Source organism: Amycolatopsis keratiniphila, assembly GCF_000400635.2.
GTDB lineage: Bacteria > Actinomycetota > Actinomycetes > Mycobacteriales > Pseudonocardiaceae > Amycolatopsis > Amycolatopsis keratiniphila.
On record NC_021252.1, the window covers coordinates 902,135 to 925,013 of the forward strand.

Annotated in this window: 25 protein-coding genes; 9 read left to right on the forward strand and 16 right to left on the reverse strand. The window is 69.3% G+C overall.

Annotated elements, in window-relative coordinates:
- The 3 genes from deoC to AORI_RS45430 are packed head-to-tail and all read right to left on the reverse strand — an operon-like array spanning window position 1 to window position 2,793.
- Window positions 1-975, reverse strand: coding sequence for a deoxyribose-phosphate aldolase (deoC, locus tag AORI_RS45420; RefSeq protein WP_016331285.1), 975 nt, complete (start codon window positions 973-975; stop codon window positions 1-3).
- A gap of 19 nt (window positions 976-994) precedes the next feature.
- On the reverse strand, window positions 995-2,158 hold the full coding sequence (locus tag AORI_RS45425) for a serine hydrolase domain-containing protein (RefSeq protein WP_016331286.1): 1,164 nt from the start codon (window positions 2,156-2,158) through the stop codon (window positions 995-997).
- Between the two features lie 23 nt (window positions 2,159-2,181).
- Window positions 2,182-2,793, reverse strand: coding sequence for a DUF1707 SHOCT-like domain-containing protein (locus AORI_RS45430; RefSeq protein WP_043848558.1), 612 nt, complete (start codon window positions 2,791-2,793; stop codon window positions 2,182-2,184).
- A gap of 105 nt (window positions 2,794-2,898) precedes the next feature.
- Between AORI_RS45430 and AORI_RS45435 the strand changes: the two genes are divergently transcribed.
- The 4 genes from AORI_RS45435 to AORI_RS45450 all read left to right on the forward strand — a co-directional run bounded on the left by AORI_RS45435 (window position 2,899) and on the right by AORI_RS45450 (window position 5,964).
- Window positions 2,899-3,342, forward strand: coding sequence for a protein-tyrosine phosphatase family protein (locus tag AORI_RS45435; protein ID WP_016331288.1), 444 nt, complete (start codon window positions 2,899-2,901; stop codon window positions 3,340-3,342).
- An 18-nt stretch (window positions 3,343-3,360) separates the two neighbouring features.
- Window positions 3,361-3,984 carry a uracil phosphoribosyltransferase gene (gene upp / locus AORI_RS45440; RefSeq protein WP_016331289.1) on the forward strand — a complete coding sequence of 208 codons (624 nt, stop codon included), beginning with the start codon at window positions 3,361-3,363 and terminating at the stop codon, window positions 3,982-3,984.
- Between the two features lie 106 nt (window positions 3,985-4,090).
- Window positions 4,091-4,684, forward strand: coding sequence for an RNA polymerase sigma factor (locus AORI_RS45445; protein WP_016331290.1), 594 nt, complete (start codon window positions 4,091-4,093; stop codon window positions 4,682-4,684).
- Window positions 4,681-5,964, forward strand: coding sequence for a hypothetical protein (locus AORI_RS45450; protein ID WP_016331291.1), 1,284 nt, complete (start codon window positions 4,681-4,683; stop codon window positions 5,962-5,964). The genes AORI_RS45445 and AORI_RS45450 overlap by 4 nt, the downstream gene beginning before the upstream one ends.
- 159 nt (window positions 5,965-6,123) lie before the next feature.
- On the opposite strand, the gene AORI_RS45455 is transcribed toward AORI_RS45450, so the two are convergent.
- On the reverse strand, window positions 6,124-6,720 hold the full coding sequence (locus AORI_RS45455) for a TetR/AcrR family transcriptional regulator (protein WP_016331292.1): 597 nt from the start codon (window positions 6,718-6,720) through the stop codon (window positions 6,124-6,126).
- Between the two features lie 84 nt (window positions 6,721-6,804).
- On the opposite strand from AORI_RS45455, the gene AORI_RS45460 reads away from it, so the two are divergent.
- From AORI_RS45460 to AORI_RS45470, 3 genes are read left to right on the forward strand one after another with little or no spacing between them, the layout of a single operon-like run.
- On the forward strand, window positions 6,805-7,206 hold the full coding sequence (locus tag AORI_RS45460; RefSeq protein WP_016331293.1) for a MerR family transcriptional regulator: 402 nt from the start codon (window positions 6,805-6,807) through the stop codon (window positions 7,204-7,206).
- Entirely contained in the window at window positions 7,203-8,186 is a 984-nt protein-coding gene (locus AORI_RS45465; RefSeq protein WP_016331294.1) for an aldo/keto reductase, read from the forward strand. Before AORI_RS45460 ends, AORI_RS45465 begins: the two co-directional genes overlap by 4 nt.
- 25 nt (window positions 8,187-8,211) lie before the next feature.
- Window positions 8,212-9,213 carry an aldo/keto reductase gene (locus AORI_RS45470; protein ID WP_016331295.1) on the forward strand — a complete coding sequence of 334 codons (1,002 nt, stop codon included), beginning with the start codon at window positions 8,212-8,214 and terminating at the stop codon, window positions 9,211-9,213.
- A gap of 46 nt (window positions 9,214-9,259) precedes the next feature.
- Here AORI_RS45470 and hisS read toward each other — a convergent pair whose 3' ends face one another.
- From hisS to AORI_RS45510, 8 genes are all read right to left on the reverse strand, one after another.
- Window positions 9,260-10,546 carry a histidine--tRNA ligase gene (hisS, locus tag AORI_RS45475; protein ID WP_016331296.1) on the reverse strand — a complete coding sequence of 429 codons (1,287 nt, stop codon included), beginning with the start codon at window positions 10,544-10,546 and terminating at the stop codon, window positions 9,260-9,262.
- Between the two features lie 10 nt (window positions 10,547-10,556).
- Entirely contained in the window at window positions 10,557-10,949 is a 393-nt protein-coding gene (locus AORI_RS45480; protein WP_016331297.1) for a hypothetical protein, read from the reverse strand.
- A 78-nt stretch (window positions 10,950-11,027) separates the two neighbouring features.
- Window positions 11,028-12,221 (reverse strand): amidohydrolase family protein, encoded by a 1,194-nt coding sequence (locus AORI_RS45485; RefSeq protein WP_016331298.1) that lies wholly within the window; start codon window positions 12,219-12,221, stop codon window positions 11,028-11,030.
- On the reverse strand, window positions 12,218-13,351 hold the full coding sequence (locus AORI_RS45490; protein ID WP_016331299.1) for an MAB_1171c family putative transporter: 1,134 nt from the start codon (window positions 13,349-13,351) through the stop codon (window positions 12,218-12,220). The genes AORI_RS45485 and AORI_RS45490 overlap by 4 nt, the downstream gene beginning before the upstream one ends.
- Window positions 13,348-13,869: a hypothetical protein gene (locus AORI_RS45495; RefSeq protein WP_016331300.1), complete on the reverse strand. Its 522-nt coding sequence runs from the start codon at window positions 13,867-13,869 to the stop codon at window positions 13,348-13,350. The genes AORI_RS45490 and AORI_RS45495 overlap by 4 nt, the downstream gene beginning before the upstream one ends.
- On the reverse strand, window positions 13,866-14,258 hold the full coding sequence (locus AORI_RS45500; protein WP_016331301.1) for a helix-turn-helix domain-containing protein: 393 nt from the start codon (window positions 14,256-14,258) through the stop codon (window positions 13,866-13,868). The genes AORI_RS45495 and AORI_RS45500 overlap by 4 nt, the downstream gene beginning before the upstream one ends.
- 359 nt (window positions 14,259-14,617) lie before the next feature.
- On the reverse strand, window positions 14,618-15,070 hold the full coding sequence (locus AORI_RS45505) for a flavodoxin family protein (protein ID WP_016331302.1): 453 nt from the start codon (window positions 15,068-15,070) through the stop codon (window positions 14,618-14,620).
- Window position 15,071: 1 nt separating this feature from the next.
- Window positions 15,072-16,709 (reverse strand): phospho-sugar mutase, encoded by a 1,638-nt coding sequence (locus AORI_RS45510; protein ID WP_016331303.1) that lies wholly within the window; start codon window positions 16,707-16,709, stop codon window positions 15,072-15,074.
- A gap of 29 nt (window positions 16,710-16,738) precedes the next feature.
- Between AORI_RS45510 and AORI_RS45515 the strand changes: the two genes are divergently transcribed.
- Window positions 16,739-17,896, forward strand: coding sequence for a glycosyltransferase (locus tag AORI_RS45515; RefSeq protein ID WP_016331304.1), 1,158 nt, complete (start codon window positions 16,739-16,741; stop codon window positions 17,894-17,896).
- 74 nt (window positions 17,897-17,970) lie between these two features.
- On the opposite strand, the gene AORI_RS45520 is transcribed toward AORI_RS45515, so the two are convergent.
- From AORI_RS45520 to AORI_RS45530, 3 genes are read right to left on the reverse strand one after another with little or no spacing between them, the layout of a single operon-like run.
- A complete protein-coding gene (locus AORI_RS45520; protein WP_016331305.1) occupies window positions 17,971-18,756 on the reverse strand; it encodes a purine-nucleoside phosphorylase in 786 nt (261 codons plus the stop codon).
- Window positions 18,749-19,180: an ABA4-like family protein gene (locus tag AORI_RS45525; RefSeq protein ID WP_016331306.1), complete on the reverse strand. Its 432-nt coding sequence runs from the start codon at window positions 19,178-19,180 to the stop codon at window positions 18,749-18,751. The genes AORI_RS45520 and AORI_RS45525 overlap by 8 nt, the downstream gene beginning before the upstream one ends.
- The gene (locus AORI_RS45530; protein WP_016331307.1) at window positions 19,177-20,151 is read right to left on the reverse strand and encodes a hypothetical protein; all 975 of its coding nucleotides are present in this window, start codon (window positions 20,149-20,151) and stop codon (window positions 19,177-19,179) included. The genes AORI_RS45525 and AORI_RS45530 overlap by 4 nt, the downstream gene beginning before the upstream one ends.
- Window positions 20,152-20,226: 75 nt before the next feature.
- Here AORI_RS45530 and AORI_RS45535 point away from each other — a divergent pair, with 75 nt between their 5' ends.
- Window positions 20,227-20,949, forward strand: coding sequence for a MerR family transcriptional regulator (locus tag AORI_RS45535; protein WP_063751875.1), 723 nt, complete (start codon window positions 20,227-20,229; stop codon window positions 20,947-20,949).
- Here the strand turns inward: AORI_RS45535 and AORI_RS45540 are convergent.
- Entirely contained in the window at window positions 20,893-22,659 is a 1,767-nt protein-coding gene (locus AORI_RS45540; protein WP_016331308.1) for a serine/threonine-protein kinase, read from the reverse strand. The genes AORI_RS45535 and AORI_RS45540 overlap by 57 nt on opposite strands.
- Between the last annotated feature and the right edge of the window lie 220 nt (window positions 22,660-22,879).

Sequence of the window (22,879 nt, forward strand, 5' to 3'; positions counted from 1 at the left end):
TCAGTCCACCGTCACGTAGTCGGGACCGCTGTAGTGGCCGTCGGCCTGGGTGCGGCGCTGCAGCAGGAGGTCGTTGAGCAGGCTGGACGCCCCGAACCGGAAGAGATCCGGGTTCAGCCACTGCTCGCCGGCGACCTCGTGCACCGCGACCAGGTACTTGATCGCGTCCTTGGTCGTCCGGATGCCCCCGGCCGGTTTGACGCCGCGCAGTTCACCGGTCTGGACGAACCAGTCGCGGACGGCCTGCAGCATCACGTGGGTGACCGGCAGCGTCGCGGCGGGCGAGACCTTGCCGGTGGAGGTCTTGATGAAGTCGCCGCCCGCGAGCAGCGCGAGCCAGGACGCGCGGCGGACGTTGTCGTAGGTGGCGAGCTCGCCGGTTTCGAGGATGACCTTGAGGTGAGCGCTGCCACAGGCGGCCTTGATGGCCTGGATCTCCTCGAAGACCTCCAGATAGCGGCCTTCCAGGAACGCGCCGCGATCGATCACCATGTCGATCTCGGCGGCGCCGGCGTCCACGGCGATCTTGGTGTCGGCCAGCTTGATCTCGCGGCTCGTGCGGCCCGCCGGGAAGCCGGTGGCCACACTCGCGACGTGGATGCCGGTGCCGCGAAGCGCCTCGACAGCCGTCTCGACCATGTCCGGGTACACGCAGACGGCCGCGACCTGCGGGGTGTCCGGGCGTTCCGGGTCCGGCCGCTTGGCCTTGGCCGCGAGCGCGCGGACCTTGCCCTGGGTGTCGGCGCCTTCGAGGGTCGTCAGGTCGACCATCGAGATGGCGGTGTCGATCGCCCAGAGCTTGGCGGCCTTCTTGATGCTGCGCGTGCCGAGTCCCGCCGCCCGCTGCTCGACGCCGACCTGGTCGACACCAGGCAGCCCGTGCAGGAACCGGCGCAGGCTCGCCTCGTCGCGAGTCGCGTCCGCCAGCGGCGACGGGGTGGCCGTCGCCGCTGACGAGCTGGTCGTAGCTGTCATACGGGTGAGTGTAAGCGGCCTACAGGCTGGGCACCGGGGCCTGGGCGACCGCCCTGGTCGAGGGCACGACCGGGGTGCAGAACTCGCTGACCATGGGCAGCTGGCGCTTGAGGTCGGCCTCCGGCGACGCGGTGAGGTCGACGGTGGCCAGCGTCGAGATGTCCTTGCCCGCGTCGTCGTGGAAGCTGAGGGTGTTGAAGCCCGGCAGGTCACCGCCGTGCCCCCAGACGACGTGGTCCTCCGCGCAGGCGCCGGCGGTCTTGAGGTTCACCTTCATCAGGCCGAGGCCGTACTCCGAGCCGCCGCCCATCGGGACCGTCGTCTTCATCTGCTTCAGCAGGTCCGCGGGCAGCAGGCGCCCGCCGAGCAGCGCCTCGAAGAACCGGTTGAGGTCCTTGCCCGACGACACCATGCCGCCCGCGCCGAAATAGCGCGTGTAGTTGTAGGTGGTGAGATCGGTCAGGCCGCGCGGCGCGTCGTACAGCTGCTCGTAGCCGCGGGCGGCCGGGCGGATCAGGAACGGGAAGTCGCGGGGGAGCGAGGTGTCGCGCAGGTGCAGCGGCCCGGTGATCCGCTCGGCGAGCACGCGTTCCAGCGGTTTCCGGGTGGTCTTCTCGACCAGCAGGCCGAGGACGTTGTAACCGGTGTTCGAGTACGCCCAGCCCGTCCCCGGCTTGAACTGCAACGGCTGCTTCGTGACGCTCAGGCGGATCATTTCGTCGCTGTCGAAATGCTCGAAGCGTTCGGTGTCGACCTCCGCGGGCGACGACCAGGTGTCCTCGGGGAGCAGGTCGCGCGGGAGTCCGCTGGTGTGCTGCAGCAGCTGGCGGACGGTGATCGGCTCCGGATACGGCAGCAGCCCCGGCAGGTGACGCTGGACGGGCTCGTCGAGCCCGACGCGCTTTTCGGCCACGAGCTGCAGGACCAGCGTCGCGACGAACACCTTGGACACACTCGCGATCCGCCAGCGGCCCGACACGTCGGGCTTGCCGGGACGCTCGATGCTCGCGACGCCGCTGACACCGCGGAAATCGTCGGCGACGGCGACCATGCCGGGAATGCCCGCGGCGACCGCCGCGTCCATCGCGGTCTGGCGCGGATCGGTCTTCTCGGCGGCCACCGCCGGGAAGGCGGTGGCGGAAAGCATTGCGGCACAAGCGATCGCGACGATGGTTCGGCGCATCGGATAATCCCCCCAGATTGTGTTCAGCCTTCGATTCCAGGCACGTCCTTCTTGCGTGGCTTCCGCTTCACGACGACCCCACCCCAGAATGCCAGGCCGGTGACCTTCACGGTGGGCGCCGTCGGCGGCGCCGGGGGCGTCCCGGCGCGGTCCTCCAGCTCGAAGGCGCCCATGAAGCCGATTCCGGTGACGTCCACGTTGATGTCGTCGGGCACGATGATGTCGATCCCGCCCATGATCGCGACCGCGGTGATCGTCGAGTGCTTCTCGGCGAATCGCGCGTGCCGCAGATCGAGCTCCGCGCCGCCCCAGAACGCGAAACTGTTGTGCTGCGGCGGGACCACCCAGCTGCCCTTGCGCGACGCGCCGGACATGACGGCGATCGAGGCGCCGGAGCCCGGATGCCCGCCGATGCGGTCGTCGGGCAGGCCGAGGGCGCGCGAGGTCGCCGGCTCGATCGCCGACCGCGAATGCTGCGGCAGATCCGCGGTGACCGGTTTGAGGTCGCCGACGGTCTTCGCCGCGTAGACGATGGTGAGCCGTTCTTCCAGCTCGTTGATGGTGATGCGCCCTTCGGACATCGCCGCGTGCAGCACCTGCGCGACCTGCTCGCGGTCGGCGTCGGAGATGCGCATCTGTTCGGGGCCCGGCAGGGCCGGTTCTTCACTCACCTGGAGGAGCCTAGCGCCGAGGAGAGGGCCGAGCGTCCATCTTATGGTCGACAGTGGCATCCTCCCGTGATGGGGAACTCACTACCCGGCGCCGTCGAGCTGCCGGACGGGATCAAGGTGCGCGGACGAGGCCTGGGCCGTCCCTGGCCGGAGGGGCCTTCGCCGGATTTCGGGCTGTATCTGGGCGGTGCGAAGCTGCGCCGGAAACACGATCACAAAATGGACTGGGACCGGGCGTGGATCCGCTGGCCCGACTTCCTGCTGCCGACGGACTGGGCGGACGCGCGGCGGCGCATCGTCGGCCTGCACGACCGGGCGGCGGCGGGAGAAGCCGTCGAAGTCGCCTGTTACGGCGGAGTCGGGCGGACCGGCACGGTGCTGTCCTGTCTGGCCACGCTTTCCGGGCTGAGCGCCGAGGAGGCCGTGGCCTGGGCGCGTGCCAACCACGACAAGCGTTCGGTGGAGACGCCGTGGCAGCGGCGCTGGGTCGGCTGGTTCGCGCGGCAGACGTGAACGGCTAAATTGACCGGCATGGATGTGCACGTCGTTGATCACCCGCTGGCCAAGGCCAGGCTCTCCACCATGCGCGACGCGCGCACCGACAGCGCCGCCTTCCGTGCGGCGCTGCACGAACTGACCGTCATGCTGGTCTACGAAGCCACGCGCGACATGCCGGTGCGGATCGAGCGGATCCACACGCCGGTGGCGCGCACCGACGGCTACGCGCTGGCGAGCCCGCCGCTGCTCGTGCCGGTGCTGCGCGCCGGGCTCGGGATGGCGGACCAGGCGCACAAGCTGATTCCCGACGCCCAGATGGGTTTCGTCGGCCTCGCCCGCGACGAGGAGACCCTCCAGCCGACGCCGTACCTCGAATCGCTGCCCGAATCGCTCGCCGACCGGCCGGTGATGGTGCTCGATCCGATGCTGGCGACCGGCGGGTCGATGGAGTACACGATCCGGCTGCTCACCGACCGCGGCGCCACCGACGTCACGGCGATCTGCGCGCTGGCGGCGCCCGAAGGCATCGAGCATCTGAAGAAGACCGGGCTGCCGCTGCGGGTGGTGACCGCGAGCATCGACGAGCGGCTGAACGATTCCGGGTTCATCGTGCCGGGGCTCGGCGATGCGGGGGACCGGCAGTACGGGGCCGTCTGACCCCGGATCGCGTTTAGCCCGCTAAACGCGATCCGGTGCCCCGCCAGTCCGACATGGTTCGCAACATCTCGCCGGGTGCCGGTCACTGACGGATGTGACCAGGACAGTGACCGGAACGGTGGGGGTGCCGGTGGACTCGTGCGGATCTCCTCCCGGCAGGAGCGACACGGAGCTTTGGCGGACGGCCGCGGGCGGTGATCACGGGGCCTTCACCGAGCTGTTCGAACGGCATGTCCAGTCGGTGTGGAACCACGCCTACCGGCTGACCGGGTCGTGGGCGTCGGCCGAAGACCTGACGTCGGCGACCTTTCTCACCGCCTGGCGGCGCAGGGCGGAGATCACGCTCATCCGCGACAGCGCCCTTCCCTGGCTGTACACCGTCGCCGGGAACCTCGCCCGCAGCGAACATCGCGGCAGCGGGCGGCGGCTCCGGCTCGCCCGGCGGCTGCCGGAACCGCGGTCGGTGTCCGACCACGCCGACACCGTCGTCGACCAGCTCGACGGCGAAGACCGCCTTCGGCAGGTGCTCGCCTTGGTCGCGAAACTGCCCAAGTCACAACGACAAGCCGTCGAACTCTGCCTGCTCGGCGAGCTCTCCGTACCGGACGCCGCCGAACTGCTCGGCGTCGCCGAGGTGACCGTTCGCGCCCACATCTCGCGGGCCCGTGTGCGGCTGCGGGCCGCCCTGGAGGAGAAATGACCGACGACCTCGGCCTGCCCGGCAGGCGTGAACTCCCTCCGGAAGTGCTGGACAACCTGCGGATGACGCTGCGGGAGGGAATGGGAAAACCCGCGCGGCGGCGCTGGCCGATCGTCGCCGCCGCGGCCGCCGTCGTACTGGTCCTCGCGGGTGCCTTGGTCATGACCGTGGTCATCCGGGAGCCGGACCGGCAGGGCCCTGCCGTCGCGAGCGACCCTGACTTCGCCCTTGACCTGCCGAAGGCCGTCCCGGCCATGGACCGGTGCTGGGCGGCGCTCCAGTCGCGTGGCAGGGCCACTGGCTTCCCCGCTCGTGACGAATGGGTGCCTCAGTTCACCGTCGCCCCTTCCTGGACGTCCGTGACGGTCGTCGCGGTGCGCGCGGGCGGCAAGATCTTCTTCTGTGAAACCACGTCGATCACGGTGACGGTCTCCGATCCGAACGCCGCCCCGTCCTACGCCACCGGGACCAAGGCCGCCGCACTGCTGATGAGCCGTGCCGGAACGGTCGCCGGGGTGGCCGACCCCGGCTGGGAGAAGATTGAGGTCTTCAGCCGGACCGCCGATTCGACGGCCTCGGCCGATGTGCCGGTCTTCCGGAACGGGAACCTGTTCGTGGTGCTTTCGCAGTCCAAGCCTTCGCGGACCACGTACTCGGTCGGGCCGTACACCGGGGAGCCGGGTGACGGCGTCACCGTCGCGCCGCACGGCCTTCGGCCCGCGCCCGAACCGGCTGTGACGGACATCGATCGCGTCCCGCCCGTGGTACCGGACCGGGGCACACCGGCGGGGCAGTTCTTCCAGACCTGTGTGGAGGGGGCGACCGAACCGCTGCCCGACGTGGACGTGTACGAGACCGGGACGCTGCTCGAAGGAGGTGACGTCAAGGTGGTCGTCGCCCGGCTCGGCGACAGGTTCGCCGTCTGCCAGGGCGGGCTTGGCTATCACGACGGAACGAGCGAGTACTACCGGCTCTTCGCCGACCCGAACGCCGCTCCGCGGTCGGTGGGCAAACTTTCGACCGAAACGCTCGGCGGCTCCGAGCAGGGCGGGGCCGGCAGCGCGAGGAACCCGTTCATCGGGATCGTCCCGCGGTCCGCGGTCACGGTGAAACTCGATTTCGGGGCGGGTAAGAAGGTCGACGCGGTTGCGACCGACGGGACCTTCGCGACCTGGCGACCGGAGGGCACGGAGGCGATGGATCCGAACTCGCAGGTGGGTGTCGTCGTCCTCGACGCCGAAGGGAAGACGCTCCACGAGGGCACCCTTCCGCTCTACTGAGTGCCGGATCGCGTTTAGCCCGCTAAACGCAGGTCGCGCGCATAGGCAGGGGACGCTGCGGCGTCCGTGAAGGCCTCCTTGAGAGACCCAGAGTCTCTCAAGGAGGCCTTCACGGACCGGCCCACGCCAGCCCGAAGTGCCCGGATCGCGTTTAGCGGGCTAAACGCGACGCAGCCAGCCCGAGGCGTTCGCCCGCAGCGCGGCCTCGTAAGCCGCGCTCACGGTGAACTCGTCGGGCAGGTTCCCGTTCAGCTCCAGCGACACCAGCCCGTGCACGATGCCCCAGCAGCTCACGGCGATGACCTCGGGCGGCACGTCGAGGAAGGCGCCGTCGGCGACGGCCTTGCGGATCGTCTCCTCGAGCGGCGCCATCGTGGCGCGCGCCTGGCCCGCCGTTTCGTCCGCGGGCTCGAAACCCGGCACCGACTTCGTGAACATGATCGCGTAGAGGTGCGGGTCGGCCAGCGCGCTTTCCCGGTAGGCGACGCCCAGCCGCACCAGGTCCTCGACCGGGTCACCGCTCAGCGTGACCCCCGACATCCGCCGTCCGAAACGGCGGAAGCCCTCGGCGAAGAGGGCACTGACGAGATCCGTCTTCCCGCCGAAGAGCGAGTAGACCGCGGTGGTCGACGTGCCGACGTCGGCGGCCAGTTTGCGGAGGCTGAGCGCCTTCGGGCCGTCGGCCGAGATGAGCTCACCGGCGCGGTCCAGCAGTTTCAGCCGGAGGTTCTCGTCGTGCGTCCTGGGGCGGGGCATGCGCCCAGCGTAACGCAACGCTGTTATCAATCGCTCGGATTCGGAGTTGACCTGGAGCGCACTCCAGGTCGTAGTGTCGTTCACATGAGCTACTCGATAGCGGAAGCCGCGCGACGTAGCGGACTGTCCATCGACACTCTCCGGTACTACGAGCGCATCAAACTCGTCGAGCCTCCGGCGCGGGACGCCGCGGGGAGGCGCGCCTACACCGACGACGACCTCGGATGGCTGGGGTTCCTGACCAAGCTGCGCCTGACCGGCATGCCCATCAAGCGGATGCGGGAGTACGCCTCCCTGCGCCACCACGGCGCGTCGAGCGCGGGGCGGCGCAAGGCGATCCTCGTCGACCAGCGGAAATCGGTCGCCGATCGGATCGCCGAGTTGCAGACCTGCCTCGACATCCTCGACTACAAGATCGACCACTACGACCAGGTGGAGCGCAAGGTGCTCGGCACCGGAGCCACCGTGGAGGGAATTTCAGCGTGATCAGCACCAGGAGGCTCGGCGGTCTGGAAGTCGGGGCGCAGGGACTCGGCTGCATGGGGATGAGCCAGGCCTACGGTGTCCGCGACGACGACACGGAGTCGATCGCCACCGTCCACCGCGCCCTCGAACTGGGCGTCACCATGCTCGACACCGCGAACATCTACGGCGCGGGAGCGAACGAGGAGCTGGTCGGCCGCGCGATCGCGGGCAAGCGGGACCAGGTCGTGCTGGCGACCAAGTTCGGCATCGTCTGGGACGAGGACGGCGGGATGTCCGCTCGCGGCGACGCGGCGTACGTCAAGCAGAGCTGCGAAGAGTCCCTTCGCCGGTTGAACGTCGACCACATCGACCTCTACTACCAGCACCGCGTCGACCCGAACACGCCGGTCGAGGAGACCTGGGGCGCGCTCGCGGAGCTGGTTCAGGAAGGCAAGATCCGCTTCGCCGGGATCTCCGAGGCCAGTGCCGAGACCATCCGCCGCGCGCACGCCGTCCACCCCGTGACCGCGCTGCAGAGCGAATGGTCGCTGTGGACTCGCGGCATCGAAGGCGAGATCCTCTCGACCGCGCGTGAGCTGGGCGTCGGCATCGTGCCTTTCTCGCCGCTCGGCCGCGGCTTCCTCACCGGCAGCGTGACGTCGGTGAAGGACCTTCCGGCGGACGACCTGCGCCGCGGGCTGCCCCGGTTCGCCGAGGGCAACTTCGAGCGCAACATGGCCATCGTCGAAGCGCTGCGCGAGCTGGCCGCGCGGAAGGGCGTCACCGCGGGACAGCTCGCACTGGCTTGGGTGCAGGCGCAGGGCGACGACGTCGTGCCGATCCCGGGCACCAAGCGGCGCAAGTACCTCGAAGAGAACGCCGCCGCCGCGGAGCTGGAACTGTCCGAAGTGGACATCGAAGCCATCGAAAAGGCCGCGCCCGCCGAGGCGATCGCCGGTGAGCGTTACCCGGAGCGGCTCGCCCGCGCGGCAGGCAAGTAGACCCGAAGAATTGCGAGAAGAAATCATGACGGGTTCCACCCTGCCCACCCGCGGGCTCGGCACGCTGGAAGTCGGCGCGCAAGGGCTCGGCTGCATGGGCATGAGCGAGTTCTACGGCCAAGGTGACGACACCGAATCCATCGCGACGATCCACCGCGCGATCGAACTGGGCGTCACCCTGATCGACACCGCCGACATGTACGGCTTCGGCCGCAACGAGGAACTGGTCGGCCGCGCTCTCGCGGGCAAACGCGACCAGGTCGTGCTGGCGACCAAGTTCGGCATCGTGCGCGACGAGGCGGACCCCTCGAAGCGTGGCGTCCGCGGTGACGAATTCTATGTGCGGCAACAGGTCGAGGCGTCCCTGCGCCGGTTGAACGTCGACCACATCGACCTCTACTACCAGCACCGCGTCGATCCGGACGTGCCGATCGAGGAGACCGCCGGTGCGCTGTCCTCGCTGGTCAAGCAGGGGAAGATCCGGCACATCGGGTTGTCCGAGGCCGGTCCGGAGACGATCCGGCGGGCGCACGCCGTGCACCCGGTGACGGCCGTGCAGACCGAATGGTCGCTGTGGTCGCGTGACATCGAGAACGAGGTCGTCCCGGTCTGCCGGGAGCTCGGTATCGGGCTGGTGCCGTATTCCCCGTTGGGCCGCGGTTTCCTCACCGGTCGCTTCAAGTCCAAAGAGGACTTCGCCGACGGCGACTTCCGCCAGACGACCCAGCCGCGGTTCGCCGAAGGCAACCTGGAGCGGAACCTGGCGATCGTCGAGGCGCTGCGCGCGCTGGCCGAGCGGAAGGGCGTGACCGCCGGTCAGCTGGCGCTGGCTTGGGTGCTGGCCCAGGGCGACGACGTCGTGCCGATCCCGGGCACCAAGCGCCGCAAGTACCTCGAAGAGAACGTCGCGTCCGTCGGCCTGAAGCTGACCGCCGAGGACATCGCCGCGATCGAGGAGGCGGTACCCGCCGACGCGGTCGCGGGGGAGCGCTACCCCGAGGCGTCCATGCGGATGCTGTCCCGCTGAAACCAAAAAGCCGGCGCCCGATCAAAGGGCGCCGGCTTTTTCGTTGTCAGAGCGAGGAGTTGACCGCTTCGACCACGCCGTCGAGGGCCACGGTCCGCTGTTCACGGGTCGCGAGACCGCGCACCGTCACGTTCCCGGCGTCCCAGTCCTCCTGGCCCACGATCACCACGGCCCGCGCCCCGGCCTTGTCCGCGCGGGTGAGCTCCTTGCCCAGCTTGCGGAGTTCGACGGGGGTGGACGTGCGCAGCCCGGCCTTCCGGAGCCTTCCCGCGACCTCGCGCGAGGCGTCGGTGAGCTCTTCGGTCACCGGGATCACCACGACGTCGACCTCGCTGCGCGGCTTCGGCGTGAGGCCGTGCGTGTCGAGGAAGTCGATCAGCGTGACGTCACCCATGCCGAAGCCGATCCCCGGGATCTGCTGCGACGTGAACAACGACGCCAGGTCGCTGTACCGGCCGCCGCCGAAGAGGGCACGACGGTTTTCCGGCGAGGTGTCGAAGACCTCGAACACGGTCGACGTGTAGTACGCGAGCCCGCGCACGATCATCGGATCGAACGTGATGAGGTCCGCGGCGCCGCTGTTCAGCACCTTGACCAGGTTCGAGTTCTCCTTGACCTGCTCCGGCAGCTCGTCGAGCAGGGCCGCGCCCGAGGACAGGATCTCGGTCAGCTTCTCGAACTGCTTGTCGGTCAGCCCGATCTCGGTCGCGGTGTCGCTCAGTTTCGTCCGGTCCGACTTCTCCCAGCGGTCCACCAGGGTGAACACCTGCGGCAGCTGCTCCGCGGTCACGCCGACGATGTCGGTGAGCGCCGACGAGAGCAGGTTCCGGTCGTTGGCCCGCACCTGGAACATGTCCGGGGTCGCGCCGAGCGCGCTCATCATGTCGTGGATCAGCTCGAAGATCTCGATCTCGCAGTTCGCGCTGTCCGAACCGAAGATGTCCGCGTTGATCTGCCAGTGCTCGCGGACCCGGCCACGCTGCGGCCGCTCGTAGCGGTGGCAGTTCGGGTGGCTGTACCAGCGCACCGGGAACTGCAGCGATTTGGCGTTGCCCGCGATCATCCTGGCGACCGACGGCGTCATCTCCGGACGCAGCGCCAGCCGCTCGCCGCCCTTGGTGGTCAGCGTGTACAGCTGCTGATCGGCGATCTCCTGCCCGGACTTCCGCTCGTAGATCTCGGCGGGTTCGAGGATCGGCCCGTCGTAGCGGAGGAAACCCCGCAGTTCGAGCACGTCGTAGAGATGGCCGAACACCTGCGTCCTGACGGACATCTCGGCGGGCAGGAAGTCGCGGGTCCCCTTGGCGGGGGCTGTCGGCAGGTATTCAGGCACGTCAACAAGCTTAACCAGCGAAGGCGAGGCCGTACGCGGTGGTCAGGATCGCCGCCCCGAGCAGCACCGCCCCGGCGCCGGTGACCCGCCCGCCGAGCTTGCCCTTGCCCGGTGCCAGGTGCAGGAAGAAGCCGCCGGACTGGGCGAGCACGCCGAACAGCAGCAGGAAGCAGACGACCCACCGAGCGGCGTCCGGGAGCCCGGTCTGCCCGAGGATCTGCAGCGCGACCAGCGCGAGGACCAGCAGGACACCGGCGTGCGCGTGGCCGGCGCGGAACATCGCGCGTTGGTGTTCGGTCAGCTTCTTGTCGCGCAGGACACCCATCAGCGCGTAGCCGCCGTACATCACCGTCGGCAGCGAAACGAGGGCGATGACGGTGAAGAGTTTGATCGGTCCTTCCATGAGGCAACGATAACACTGTTTTAAAACGCTGTCGCCAAACGAGGTAGGCCGGGTTGGTCGTGAGGGGCGTTTCGGGTTCTAACCCGAAACGCCACTCACGACCAACCCGCGCGAAAGCACCAGACGGAGGTTCCGGAGCGCGGAAAGATCGGCGAGCGGATCACCGTCGACCGCCAGGACGTCGGCACTCAGCCCAGGCGCGAGCCGTCCGGTCACATCGCCCAGCCCGAGCCCGGCGGCGGAGTCCTCGGTCGCGATCTCGAGGATCCGGCGCCTGCCGAAACCGAGCCATTCGTAGAGTTCCAGGGCGCCGACGGGGTCGTCGAACACCGAACCGGGCAAGCCGGCGTCCGTGCCCGCCAGGAGCGGGACACCCAGCTCCTCCAGCCAGGACAGCCTGCCGTAGACGGTCTTCGCGAGCTCCTCGCCCATTCGCTCGGCCAGCATCCGCCAGTTGCGGCTGCTGGTCGAGCAGGCCGCGATGCCCTCGGCCGCCATCCGCTTGGCGACGCCTTCGCGCCGGTCCTGCCGCTGGGGGCCGGTCATCCAGGTGCAGTGTTCGATCGTGGCCACGCCCGCCTCGACCGACGCCTCGATCGCGTCGGCGCCGTGGGCGTGCGCCGCGACCGGGAGTCCGTGGCGCCCCGCGTGCTCGACGATCAGGCGCAGCGCGCGGACGTCGAACTGGGACTCCCACATGTCCGCGCCGCCCTCGGTGATCTGGCCGCCGCTGGCCATCACCTTGATCACGTCCGCGCCGGCCGCCGCGTTCGCGTCGATCAGGGCCCGGATCGCGTCGTCGCCGTCGACCTCGCCGCCGAAGAAATGGCAGTGTCCATTGAGGACGGTCAGGGGTGAGCCCGCGGTCAGCAGACGCGGCGCGGCGGTGCCTTCGAGTTCCGATCGGACCCGCGCACCCAAGGCGCCGCGGTCACCGAGATCCCGCACCGTCGTGACGCCGCTCCGCAGCAGTTGTCCCAAACGCTCCTTGGCGCCCGCGCGCAAGGCTTCGTCGTCGCTCGCCAGGAAGTTCGGCAGCATCTCGCGGGTGGCGTCGAACGCCAGGTGCACGTGGGCGTTGAACAGGCCGGGCAACAGTGTCGCGCCGGGGAAACCGAGCCTTTCGGCGTCCGGCGACGCCTGTGTCACGACCTCGGCGCGTGGGCCCGCCGCGAGGATGCGGTCGCCCTCGACGAGTACGGCACCGTCTTCGATCGGCGTGCTCGGCCGCGGCAGGATCCGGCTCGCCGTCAGCAAAAGCTGTTTCGTCATACCTTGCTCCTGGAGACGGCGGCGGAGAGCGCGAGCAGCGGCCGCACGTCGGATTCGATGTCGGAGGCGCCGCCGGGGAGTACGAGTTTCGCGCGCCCGTCGGTCTCCTCGCCCGCGGTCTGCCGGGCGATCGCCGTCTTCAGCGCCTCCGCCGCCGCCTGCGGATCGTCCGCGGCGAGTGCGGTCAGATCGGTTTCCAGATAGGGACTCAGCTGCACGAGCCCGTCCCGGATCTCGATCACCCGGCGGTAGTACCGGCGATGGACCGTGCGCGGACGCCACCGCTCCCACGCCCCCTGCGGCGTGGTCCGGAGCACGATGTTCGGGTAGATCCCGGCCAGCGCGGTCCACAACGGGGTGAGCTCGTCGTGGTGCCGCCGGTGCTGGCGGCGCCGTCGCAGCGCGGCGAACCGCGCGCGGGCGCCGGGGTAGGTGATCCCGGCGAGGAAGAGCACGATCCCGAGGAGCACCAGCGGCACCGCGACGGTGAGCAGAATCGGGACCGACGGCCCGAACGCCCACGCGATCACGATGTAGAGCGCGCGGAAGACACTGCCGACGGAAAGGCAGATCAGTCCGGCGGCGCTGAGTTTGAGCCCGATCTTCAGATGGCGGTCCGCGGTGCGGATGTACCGGAAGATCCACCAGGCGCAGGCGGCGAGGCCGTAGATCAGGTAAATCCCCGCGCCGAGGTAGAACAACGCCACCCCGGGCACGTGCACGAGCTTCGGGCTCAGCGCCAGCCCTCGCACCTCCGGCGGGGTGACGGCCATGGCGACCAGCATCAGCGCGATCGCGGCGGACAACGGGATCAGCTCGAAGAGGACCCGCCCCGGCCTGCGCGGGCCCAGCGCGGAGCCGAGGAAAACGATCAGCAGCGCGCAAACGCCGATGGCGAGCAGGACGTTGTTGACCAGGCGGCCGGTGCCCTTGCCGGTCAGGTCGTCGAGCCAGCCGACGATGACCTTCTGCTGGGCGAGGAAGGAGCCTGCGACGCAGACGATCGTGATCGTGATCGCCCAGTTCGGCAGCAGGCGGGGTGCCCGGTAGGTCTGGTAGATCCGCCAGGCGAGCGCGGTCGCGAACAGCACCATCGCCACGACGTTGATGGGGGAGAACAGTGGAGTCACAGCCACCCTTGATGGTCGCCCAGCGCGCCTTGGACGCGGCGGACGTCATCGTCGTCGGCGCGACGGGGAATCGTGTAGTTCAAGACCGACGCCCATTCGAGGATGATGGTCGCCACGGTCTCGGCTTCCCATTCGTGCGCCTCATCGTAGGAGGTGCGGCGTAAAGCGCGGTGTACCGCGTCGCCGTCGAGGCCGGGGGCGGGGCCGCGCAGGAAGTCGGCGGGTTCGGCGTCGCCGCCGGGATGGTGATCGGCGAGCATATGCCCGAGTTCGTGCAGGATGATGTGGTCCTGATGGGATTTCGTCGTCTCCTGCTGGAAGAAGATGTAATCCGCCGAACCGGTGGCGATCCAGCAGCCGAACGGGCCGGGGACCTCCAGCGGATACGGCATCAGGCGGATCGGCCTGCCGCGCTGTTCGCCGAGCCGCTCGCAGAGCACGCCGACGTCGAGCGGCGGCTCGATGTCGAGCTTGTTCAGCATCTTGCGGCAGCGTTTGCGGAGTTCCCGTTCCTTCATCGGTTTTCTTCCGGCTGCTCGCGCTCGGCCCGTTCATAGCGTTCGACGAGTTCCAGCAGGTCCATCACCTGACGACGGCCCTGCGGGGACAGCTCCTGTGCGCGCATGGCCATGAGCGTCGCCTCTCCGGCCGGCTGGGGCTCCTGCTCGTCGAAGAAGTAGGTGATCGGCACCCCGAACAGTTTCGCCAGCGCTTCGACGTAGTGGATCTTCGGATTGACCCGTTTGCCCGTGGCGAGCTGCTGGAGATACGCGGGCGACATGGTGGGCCCGCCGGCGCGGTCGATGGCCGCGGACAGCTCGCGATAGCTGTGCGGGGCACCTTCGTCCGCGCGCACCGAATCGATCAGCGCGGTCAGTTTCTGGGCGAAGGTCTGATACGGCGACATGACCCCCCAACCGTTCCGTAGTCCCGTTCCGTAGTTGGAGTGTAACGCGATACAGCCTGTCCGCAGCTGTTGACAGTCCATGTATGCAGTGGTTTACAGTTGTCAAGCGGTTTCGTGCCGTGTCCGGTCTCTTGCTCCGGAATCCGTGCCCTGGGGGTGCACGGACACCGGAGTGAGAGCCGTTTTTCCCGGTGGGTGCACAAGATCGTGCCGGATGTAGTACGCTGAGGCAGCCAAGGTTGATCGCCATCACGGCGAACCCTTGGCCTAGGCCTGTTGCCGGAGGTCGACCCCCAGGGCTTCCGGTGACAGGCCCCTTTACTTTCACCGCATTCAGAGGACGAAATGCGGGCGGGGGATCAGGGCATGAGCGTGGCGGCCAGGGTGCCGCCCAATTCGAAACATGCCTCGAGATCCGCTTTGCCCGGTTCGCCGGTGACGAGTACCGGCGAGGCCGCGCTTTCCCAGCCGAGGCCGGTCGTGATGGCCTCGATCCCGCGCACGGTGCCGGACGTGTCGTTGTTGCCGTGCACGAAGAACCCGAACGGCCGCCCCCGCGTGGAATCCAGGCACGGGTAATAGACGGTGTCGAAGAAGTGCTTCAGCGCCCCGGACATGTAACCCAGATTCGCCGGGGTGCCGAGCAGGTAGCCGTCGGCCGCCAGGACGTCGGGCACGGTCGCGCCCAGTGCCGCGCGGCGCACGACGTCGACGCCCTCGATGTCCGGATGGTTCGCGCCGGAGAGCACGGCTTCGAACATCGCCTGCGTCGAGGGCGACGGCGTGTGGTGGACGATCAGCAGCCTCGGCACGTCACACCAGCCGGGACTCGATGTCGGCCCGGAGTGCAGCCAGCCGCGTGTCCGCGGCGGCCCGCGCCTCGGCGAGATCGCCGGTGACCGGCTCCTTGATCTGCAGGTACGCCTTCAGTTTCGGCTCGGTCCCGGACGGCCTGATGACGACACGCAGTCCCTCGCCGGTCAGGCGGAGGACGTCGGCGTCGGGCAGGAGGTCCTCCATCGTGACGCCGGTGCCGCCCAGCGACGCCGGGGGCGTGGCACGCAGGCCCGCCATCAGACGCTCTCGCACCGATAGGTCGGTGACCCGCAGCGAGACCTGATCCGTCACGTGCACGCCGTGCTTCACCGCCAGTTCGTCGAGGACGTCCAGCGGCCCGCGGCCCGCCGCGCGCAGGGAGGCGGCCAGGCCCGCCGCGAGCACGGCGGCGGAGATACCGTCCTTATCGCGCACGAAACCCGGATTCACGCAGAGGCCGAGCGCCTCTTCGTAAGCGAACACGAGGCCTTCGCCGGCACGGACCAGCCATTTGAACCCGGTCAGGGTCTCCGCGTAGCGCGCCCCGAACTCCTTCGCGACTTCGCCCAGCATCGACGACGACACGATCGTCGTGGCCACCAGCGGATCGGTACTGTCTACAGTGGACAGAACGTGCCAGCCGAGCAGGACGCCCGTTTCGTCCCCGCGCAGCATCCGCCACGAACCGTCCCGCTCGCGCACGCCCAGCGCGCACCGATCGGCGTCCGGGTCGAGCGCGATCGCCAGGTCGGCTTCGGCCTCGGAAGCCAGTGCCAGCAAGAGATCCGTCGCGCCCGGTTCCTCCGGATTCGGGAAGGAAACCGTCGGGAAGTCCGGATCCGGTGTGGATTGCTCGGCGACCAGGCTCAGCTCGGTGAAACCGACGCGCTCGAACGCGGCGCGCAGCGTCTCCGCGCCGACGCCGTGCAACGCCGTCGCGGCGACCTTGACCGCGCGTTCCGGGCCGCGCGGCAGCAGCGCGACCTTGGCGAGGTACGCGTCCCGGAGTTCGTCGCCCAGTACTTCGGCGCCGGGCTCGCGCGGCACGCTGATCGCCGGGGGAGCGGCTTCGATGGCGCGCTCGATCTGGCCGTCCGAAGGCGGGACGATCTGGCCGCCTGTCGCGTCGTAAAGCTTGTAACCGTTGTCGGCCGGGGGATTGTGCGACGCGGTGATCTGGATACCCGCCACCGCGCCGAGTTCCAGCACGGCGAACGCGAGCACCGGCGTGGGCAGCGGACCGGGCAGCGTCTTCACCGCGAACCCGGCGGCCGCCAGCACCTCGGCGGCGGCCTTGGCGAAGGCCTCCGAACCGTGCCGCGCGTCGCGGCCGACCACCACGACACCGCCCGAATGTCCTTGTGCGGTCAGCCAGGCCGCAACCCCCGCGGTCGTCCGGGTGACGACCGCGACGTTCATCCCATTGGGGCCCGCGCGCACCGGGCCGCGCAGCCCGGCGGTGCCGAATTCGAGCGGTCCGGCCATACGGTCCGCGAGTTCGTCCGCCGCACCGGCTTCGCCGCCCATCGCGCGGGCGAGGATGTTCTGCAGCTCGACGCGGGAATCGTCGTCCGGGTCGTCGGCGATCCAGCGGAACGCCCGATCCCGGAGATCCGAGGTCAAGGAAGTCGTCACCGAGTCAGCCTACGGGTACGTTGGAGAGGGTGCGATTGATCTTCACTTCTCTGGTGAGTCATGGTCATCTCTATCCCCTACTACCGCTCGCCGTCGCCGCTCGCGACGCCGGGCACGAGGTCGTGTTCGCCACCGGCGACGACATGCTGACGGTGGTCGAAAAGGCCGGTCTGGCAGTGGAAAGCGCCGGATTCGGGATGCGGGAGGCGTTCGAGCAGGTCGCCGGGCCCGACGCTCCCAAACCCAACGCCTCCGACGCCCCGCCCGAGTCGTTCAATCCCGTTATCGGCGAAGTGTTCGGAAATGTGCTGCCCCGGCGATTCGTCGCCGATCTCACCCCGGTGCTGGAGCGGCACCGGCCGGATCTCGTCGTCTACGAAAGCGGCAACGCCGGTGGCGCCATCGCCGCCCACCTCGCCGGTATTCCCGCGATCGGGCACGGTTTCGGCCGGTTTTCGCCGGGCGACGTCATGGACGTCATCTACGGCCGCCTCGCGGAATTCACCGCGGAGGTCGGTTTGCCGGATTTGGATACGCGGTCCTTCGGAGACCCTGTCGTCGACATCTGCCCGGAATCGGTGCAATCGCCGGAATTCCTGGCCGGAGCGAACCGGATCCCGCTGCGTCCGGTCGGCTGGGCCGAACCGGGAGACCTCCCGGCGGGCGTGGTGGGCCGGGACAAGGGCCGTCCGCTCGTCTATCTCACGCTCGGGACGGCGTTCGGAGACGAAGAAGTGCTGAAGCGGGCCATCGGCGGCCTGTCGCGGCTCGACGCGGACGTCATCGTCGCGGCGGGCCCGACGGTGGATCCGGCGGCACTGGGCGAAGTCCCGGGCAATGTCCGCGTCGAGGTGTGGGTGCCGCAGGTCGAGCTCCTGCCGCATGTCGATCTCGTGGTCCACCACGGCGGCAGCGGGACGACGCTGGGTGCCTTCGGCGCCGGGCTGCCGCAGCTGGTGCTGCCGCAGGGGGCGGATCAGTTCACGAACGCCGAGGCCGTCGTCGCGGCCGGGGTGGGCGTGCAGCTGATCGGTGCCGAGGCCGTCGAGGACGTCATTTTCGAGCAGGCGCGAAAGCTGCTCGCCGACGAGACCGTCCATGGTGCGGCGCGCCGGCTCGCCGACGAGGTCGCCGCGATGCCTTCGCCCGCGGAGGTCGCTCAGCGGCTTCCCAGGTTCGCCGGCTGAGTAAGCGCTCCCGGATGTCATGAAAGGGTCGTTCAGGACGAAAAATGTCCTGAACGACCCTTTCATGACACTTCTCAGGCGCGGGAGACGAGTTCCTTGAGCAGGGTGCCCATCCGGGTGGCGGACTGACGGCCCGCCTCGAGGACCTCTTCGTGGTTCAGCGGTTCCCCGGTCATCCCGGCCGCCAGGTTGGTCACCAGCGAAAGCCCGAACACCTCGACCCCGGCGGCGCGGGCGGCGATGGCCTCCAGCACCGTCGACATGCCGACGAGGTCGGCGCCGAGCGTCCGCAGCATGCGGATCTCCGCAGGGGTCTCGAAATGCGGCCCGGTGAGCCCCGCGTAGACACCCTCCTCCAGCGAAGGGTCGATTTCGCGAGCGATGTCGCGCAGCCGCTTCGAGTAGAGATCGGTCAGGTCGACGAAGTTCGCGCCGACGATCGGCGAGCGCGCGGTGAGGTTCAGGTGGTCGGAGATCAGCACCGGCTGCCCGACGCGGAAGCCTTCGCGCAGGCCGCCCGCGGCGTTGGTCAGCAGCACCGTCCCGGCGCCCGCCGCCGCGGCGGTGCGCACGTTGTGCACGACCGGGTCGATGCCCTTGCCCTCGTAGAAATGCGTGCGGCCCAGCAGGATCAGCGCGCGCTTCTCGCCGACGCGGACCGACCGGACGGTTCCCCCGTGCCCGACCGCGCCCGGCGCGGCGAATCCGGGCAGTTCGCCCAGCGGGATCTCCGCCTCGGGCTCCCCGATGACGTCCGCCGCCGGGCGCCAGCCCGAACCGAGCACGACGGCGATGTCGTGCTTCTCGACGCCGGTGCGTTCGGCGATGGCGGCGGCCGCCGCGACCTCGTTCTCACTCATGCGACGAGCGTATCCGGACGGTTCGCGCGAGCAGGAACGCCACCAGCCCGAACGGGGACAGGAAGATCGTGAGCGCCAGGATCGGGCCGGTCACCAGCGGGTGGATCCGGTGCTCGCGGGATTCGAGGTACATCCAGCGCGCGATGAACAGGTCGAAGGCGATCAGGTGGGCCCAGATCGTGGCCGCACCGTACGGCGAGCCGGTGAACGCGCTGAGCACGCCGAGATCCGGCCTGCTGACCGCCGTCCAGAGCTCGCCGAAATGCGCGATCGCGAGCACGAAGTACGGGACCAGCGGCAGCAGCGGTGTCCAGGGCGAGGACATGATCCGGCGGGTCCACGACCAGCCCGGCAGGAAGATCATCAGCAGCCAGAACGGCGTCGCCAGCGGGAAGGTCCAGGTGAACAGGGTCTCGACGCTCATCGCAGCGAGGCCTCCAGCTCCCTGTCCTTCGCCGGGCGCCCGATCGCGATTAGCCCGCTAAAGGCGACGCCCGCGATCAGGAGGGCGAAGGCGGTGAGGGTCTGGCCGTCGGGGGCGACGATCGACTGGCCGCGCAGTGCCTGCCAGGTGAGCAACGCGAGCAGGCCCGCGTAGCCGACGCCGGCGATCACCACGAGCCGCAGCCGGAGGACGTCGTCGCGAAGCCGCGGATAGCGTGCGGCCAGGACGTCGAGGACGAGCGCGAGCAGCGGAAGCGCCTGGAGCCCGTGCAGGCCGAGGAAATGCGGGATCCGCAGGTCGCCGCCGACCGTGCTCCAGCCGAGGATCGGCAGACCGGGACCGCCGTCGGGCAGGCCGACGGTGTGCGCGCCGATCATCGCGGACTGGCCGGTCGCGTCGAGCACGGCCTGCTGGTCCGGGGTGGGGCCGCTCATCAGGGTCGCCAGCGAGATCCCGATCATGCCGAGGATCGCGCCGATCCGGGCCGCCCACGCCGTCGCGCGGTCGGGGAGCCGGGTGAACAGGACGGCGATCGTCAAGACGAGGTTGACCACCCACAGCACCGCGATCATCCCGCCCATGATCTGGAAGATCGTGTTGTCCAGCGGCGTCGCGTTGTTGAAGTGGCTCGCGCGGACGCGGACGGTCTGGAAGATCACGAGTACGTACTCGGCCGCGAAGATCACGACGAGCGCGTTCGCCAGCCAGTTCGCCGTCCGGCGGAACTTGGGCAGCAGGGAGACGAGCCAGCTCCAGCTGAAGAAGTACAGCGCGGCGGAGACGGCGAATTTGAACGGTTTCGCCCACAGCGGCGCGCCGTTCAGCGTCCGCTGGTCGACGAGCATGGCCAGGGCGCACAGCACGGTGATCACGGCGAAGGCCTGGGCGAAGCGGTACGAACCCCGGTGCCAGGTGCGGGTTCTCTCACGGAGATCGGTCAAGATGGTCATGGGTCCCTCCCGGAATGGATAGTTAAGCTCTCCGTTATGGGAAGCTAAACTATCCATCCTGAGAAGTCTTCAGGGATGACCCTGGAACCGTCCCCGAGATCGGAGAACGCACGCGTGCGGATGGCCGAACTGAGCGAAAAAGCCGGGATCCCGGTCGCCACGATCAAGTACTACCTGCGGGAAGGGCTGCTCCCGCCGGGCGAGCGGACCAGCCCGAACCAGGCGAAGTACGACGACGGGCACGTGCAGCGGATCAAGCTGATCAGGGCGCTGATGGACGTCGGCGGTCTTTCGCTCGCGACGGTCGGCGAGGTGCTCGCCGCGGTCGACGCCGGGGAGGCCAGCCCCCATCACGTCCTCGGAATCGCCCAGCAGGGCATCACGCCCTCGAAGCGGGTCGTCGACGACGAAGCCCGCGAATGGGCGCTCGCCACGGTCCGTGACCTCGCCGACCGCCGCGGCTGGCCCTGCAAGGACAAGGACGACCTGGTCATCCAGGCCCTGGTCGGCGTCCTGTGTACGATCCGCGAGGTCGGGCACGGCTGGTACCTCGAGAAGCTCGACGCCTACGCCGAGATCGCCGACCGGACCGCCGACCTGGACCTCGAAGGGATCGCCGGCATCGAGTCGCTGGAGCAGATCATCGAGATCGCCGTCGTGGAGACGGTTCTGGGCGACAGGCTGCTCTCGGTGCTGCGGAGACTGGCGCAGCAGCGCGCCTCGAAGGCTTACTTCGCCGGGCTAGCCGTCGACGATGAAGGACAGCGCGACCGGCTCGAAGATCCCGGTCTTCGCTGAGTTCTCCTGCTCGATGGGCGAGGTCACCGACAGGATCCACAGATCCGAGCCGCCGCCGAACAGGTCCATGTACGTCGTCCGCGTGATGCTCTCGTTCGGGGCGTCCCGGTTGCCGGAGGCGCGCTCGGTCGTCCGGTACGTGTACCGCAGGCTGCCGTCGCCCCGGCCGGGCACGGTGGTGGGCCCGCCGATGGGGGCGATCTCCGGATGCTGGCTCCTCAGCCAGCTGAAGTAGGCCTGCGCCGGACTGTCGGCCAGGAAACCGCTCAGCCGCTCGACCCGGATCGTTTGGCGGCCGTCGGCCGAGACGTACTGGACCACCGTGCTCGGCAGACCCTTGGTGACGTGCGGGGCGACGAACTTCTGCCAGCCCTCCGGGACACCGAGGCTGAACCGGCCGCCCTTGAGGCCGTTCACCGTGCTGGCGTCACCCTGCTGCGTGATCAGTTTCGGCGGCGGCTGGGTGACGATCGTGTCGCCTTGCTGCAGCTTCTCCGGCGGCCGCAGATCCTGCCCGCCGACGGCCCTGGCCAGCACGAAACCGCCGCCCGCGGCCAGCAGGAAGAGGACGACCGACGCGAGCGCCAGCACGACGGTGCCCACCGTCGACCGGCCGGGCCGTCGAGGCGGCTGGGGCGTGACGGTCGGCATCGGCGCGAGCTCGACGGGTGGCGCCGGCTCGGGCTGGTTCAGGAACGGCAGCGGGCCGGGGTCGGCGGCGAGTTCGGAACTCGTGCCCTCGCCCGGCTTCTCCGGCGCGACCGGCTTGATCACCTGGGTGTCGGTGGCGTCCAGATGCGCGGTCGTCTTCTTGCCGTCGGGCGTGTGGAAGAGCTCGGCGGGGAACAGGTCGATGAGCGTCTTGGCCTGCAACGGATACAGGCGGCGCCGCACCTCGCGCAGGGTGATCCGCTTCGACGGCTCCTTCTTCATGAGCGCGCCGATCACGTCGGCCAGCGGGCCGGGGCCGGGTTTCGGCACCTTCCCGTTGACGACCTTGCCGACCGTTTCGAGCGGGTCGCCGTCGGCGTCGTACGGCGGCGAGCCCTCGATGGCGGCGAACAGTGTCGCGCCGAGACCCCACAGATCGGCGGCGGGGACGACGGCGCCGCCGGAAGCGACTTCGGGCGCGATGTAGGCGGGCGAGCCCAGCATCATCCCGGTGCGGGTCATGGTGGCTTCGGAGACGTTGCGCGCGATGCCGAAATCCGTGAGCTTGATCCGGCCGTCGCCCGCGACGAGGACGTTCCCCGGTTTGACGTCACGGTGGGTGATCCCGGCGGCGTGCGCGGCTTCGAGCGCGGAAGCCACCGCGATGCCGACCGCCGCGGCCTGCTCGACCGTCAGCGGCCCGTGGTCGCGCAGGATATGCGCGAGGCTGCGCGACGGCAGCAGCTCCATCACCACGAACGGTTCGTCGTTCTCGCGCGCGACGTCGTGCAGGATGATCACGTTCGGGTGGCTCAGGACGGCGATCGCGCGGGCTTCGCGCAGGGTCCGCTCGCGCAGTTCGTCGGCCTGCGACGCCGGGACGCCGGGCGGGAGGCGGACCTCTTTGACCGCGACGGGGCGGTGCAGGAACTCGTCGTAGGCCGACCAGACCGTGCCCATCGACCCTGATCCGATGACCGAGCGCAACCGATATCGCCCGGCGACCACACGCTTCTCGTCGCCGGGACTCTCGCTGGACTCGGTGGTGTCGGACGGCACGGCCCAATTGTGTCGTATGCCCGCGTGGCGGACCTATGCGCCGTGCCCTGTCGGAGTGAACGGGCCGCCCGGACAGCGGCGCCCGCGCGGTGCACTGCCGGGCCGTTCGTGTGATCAGACGGACGACACACGTGACTGGCCGGACGACACGCGTGATCAGACGGACGACTCGAGGCGGAGCCCGGCTCCGAGCGTGTCGTCCATTCCGTCACGCGTGTCG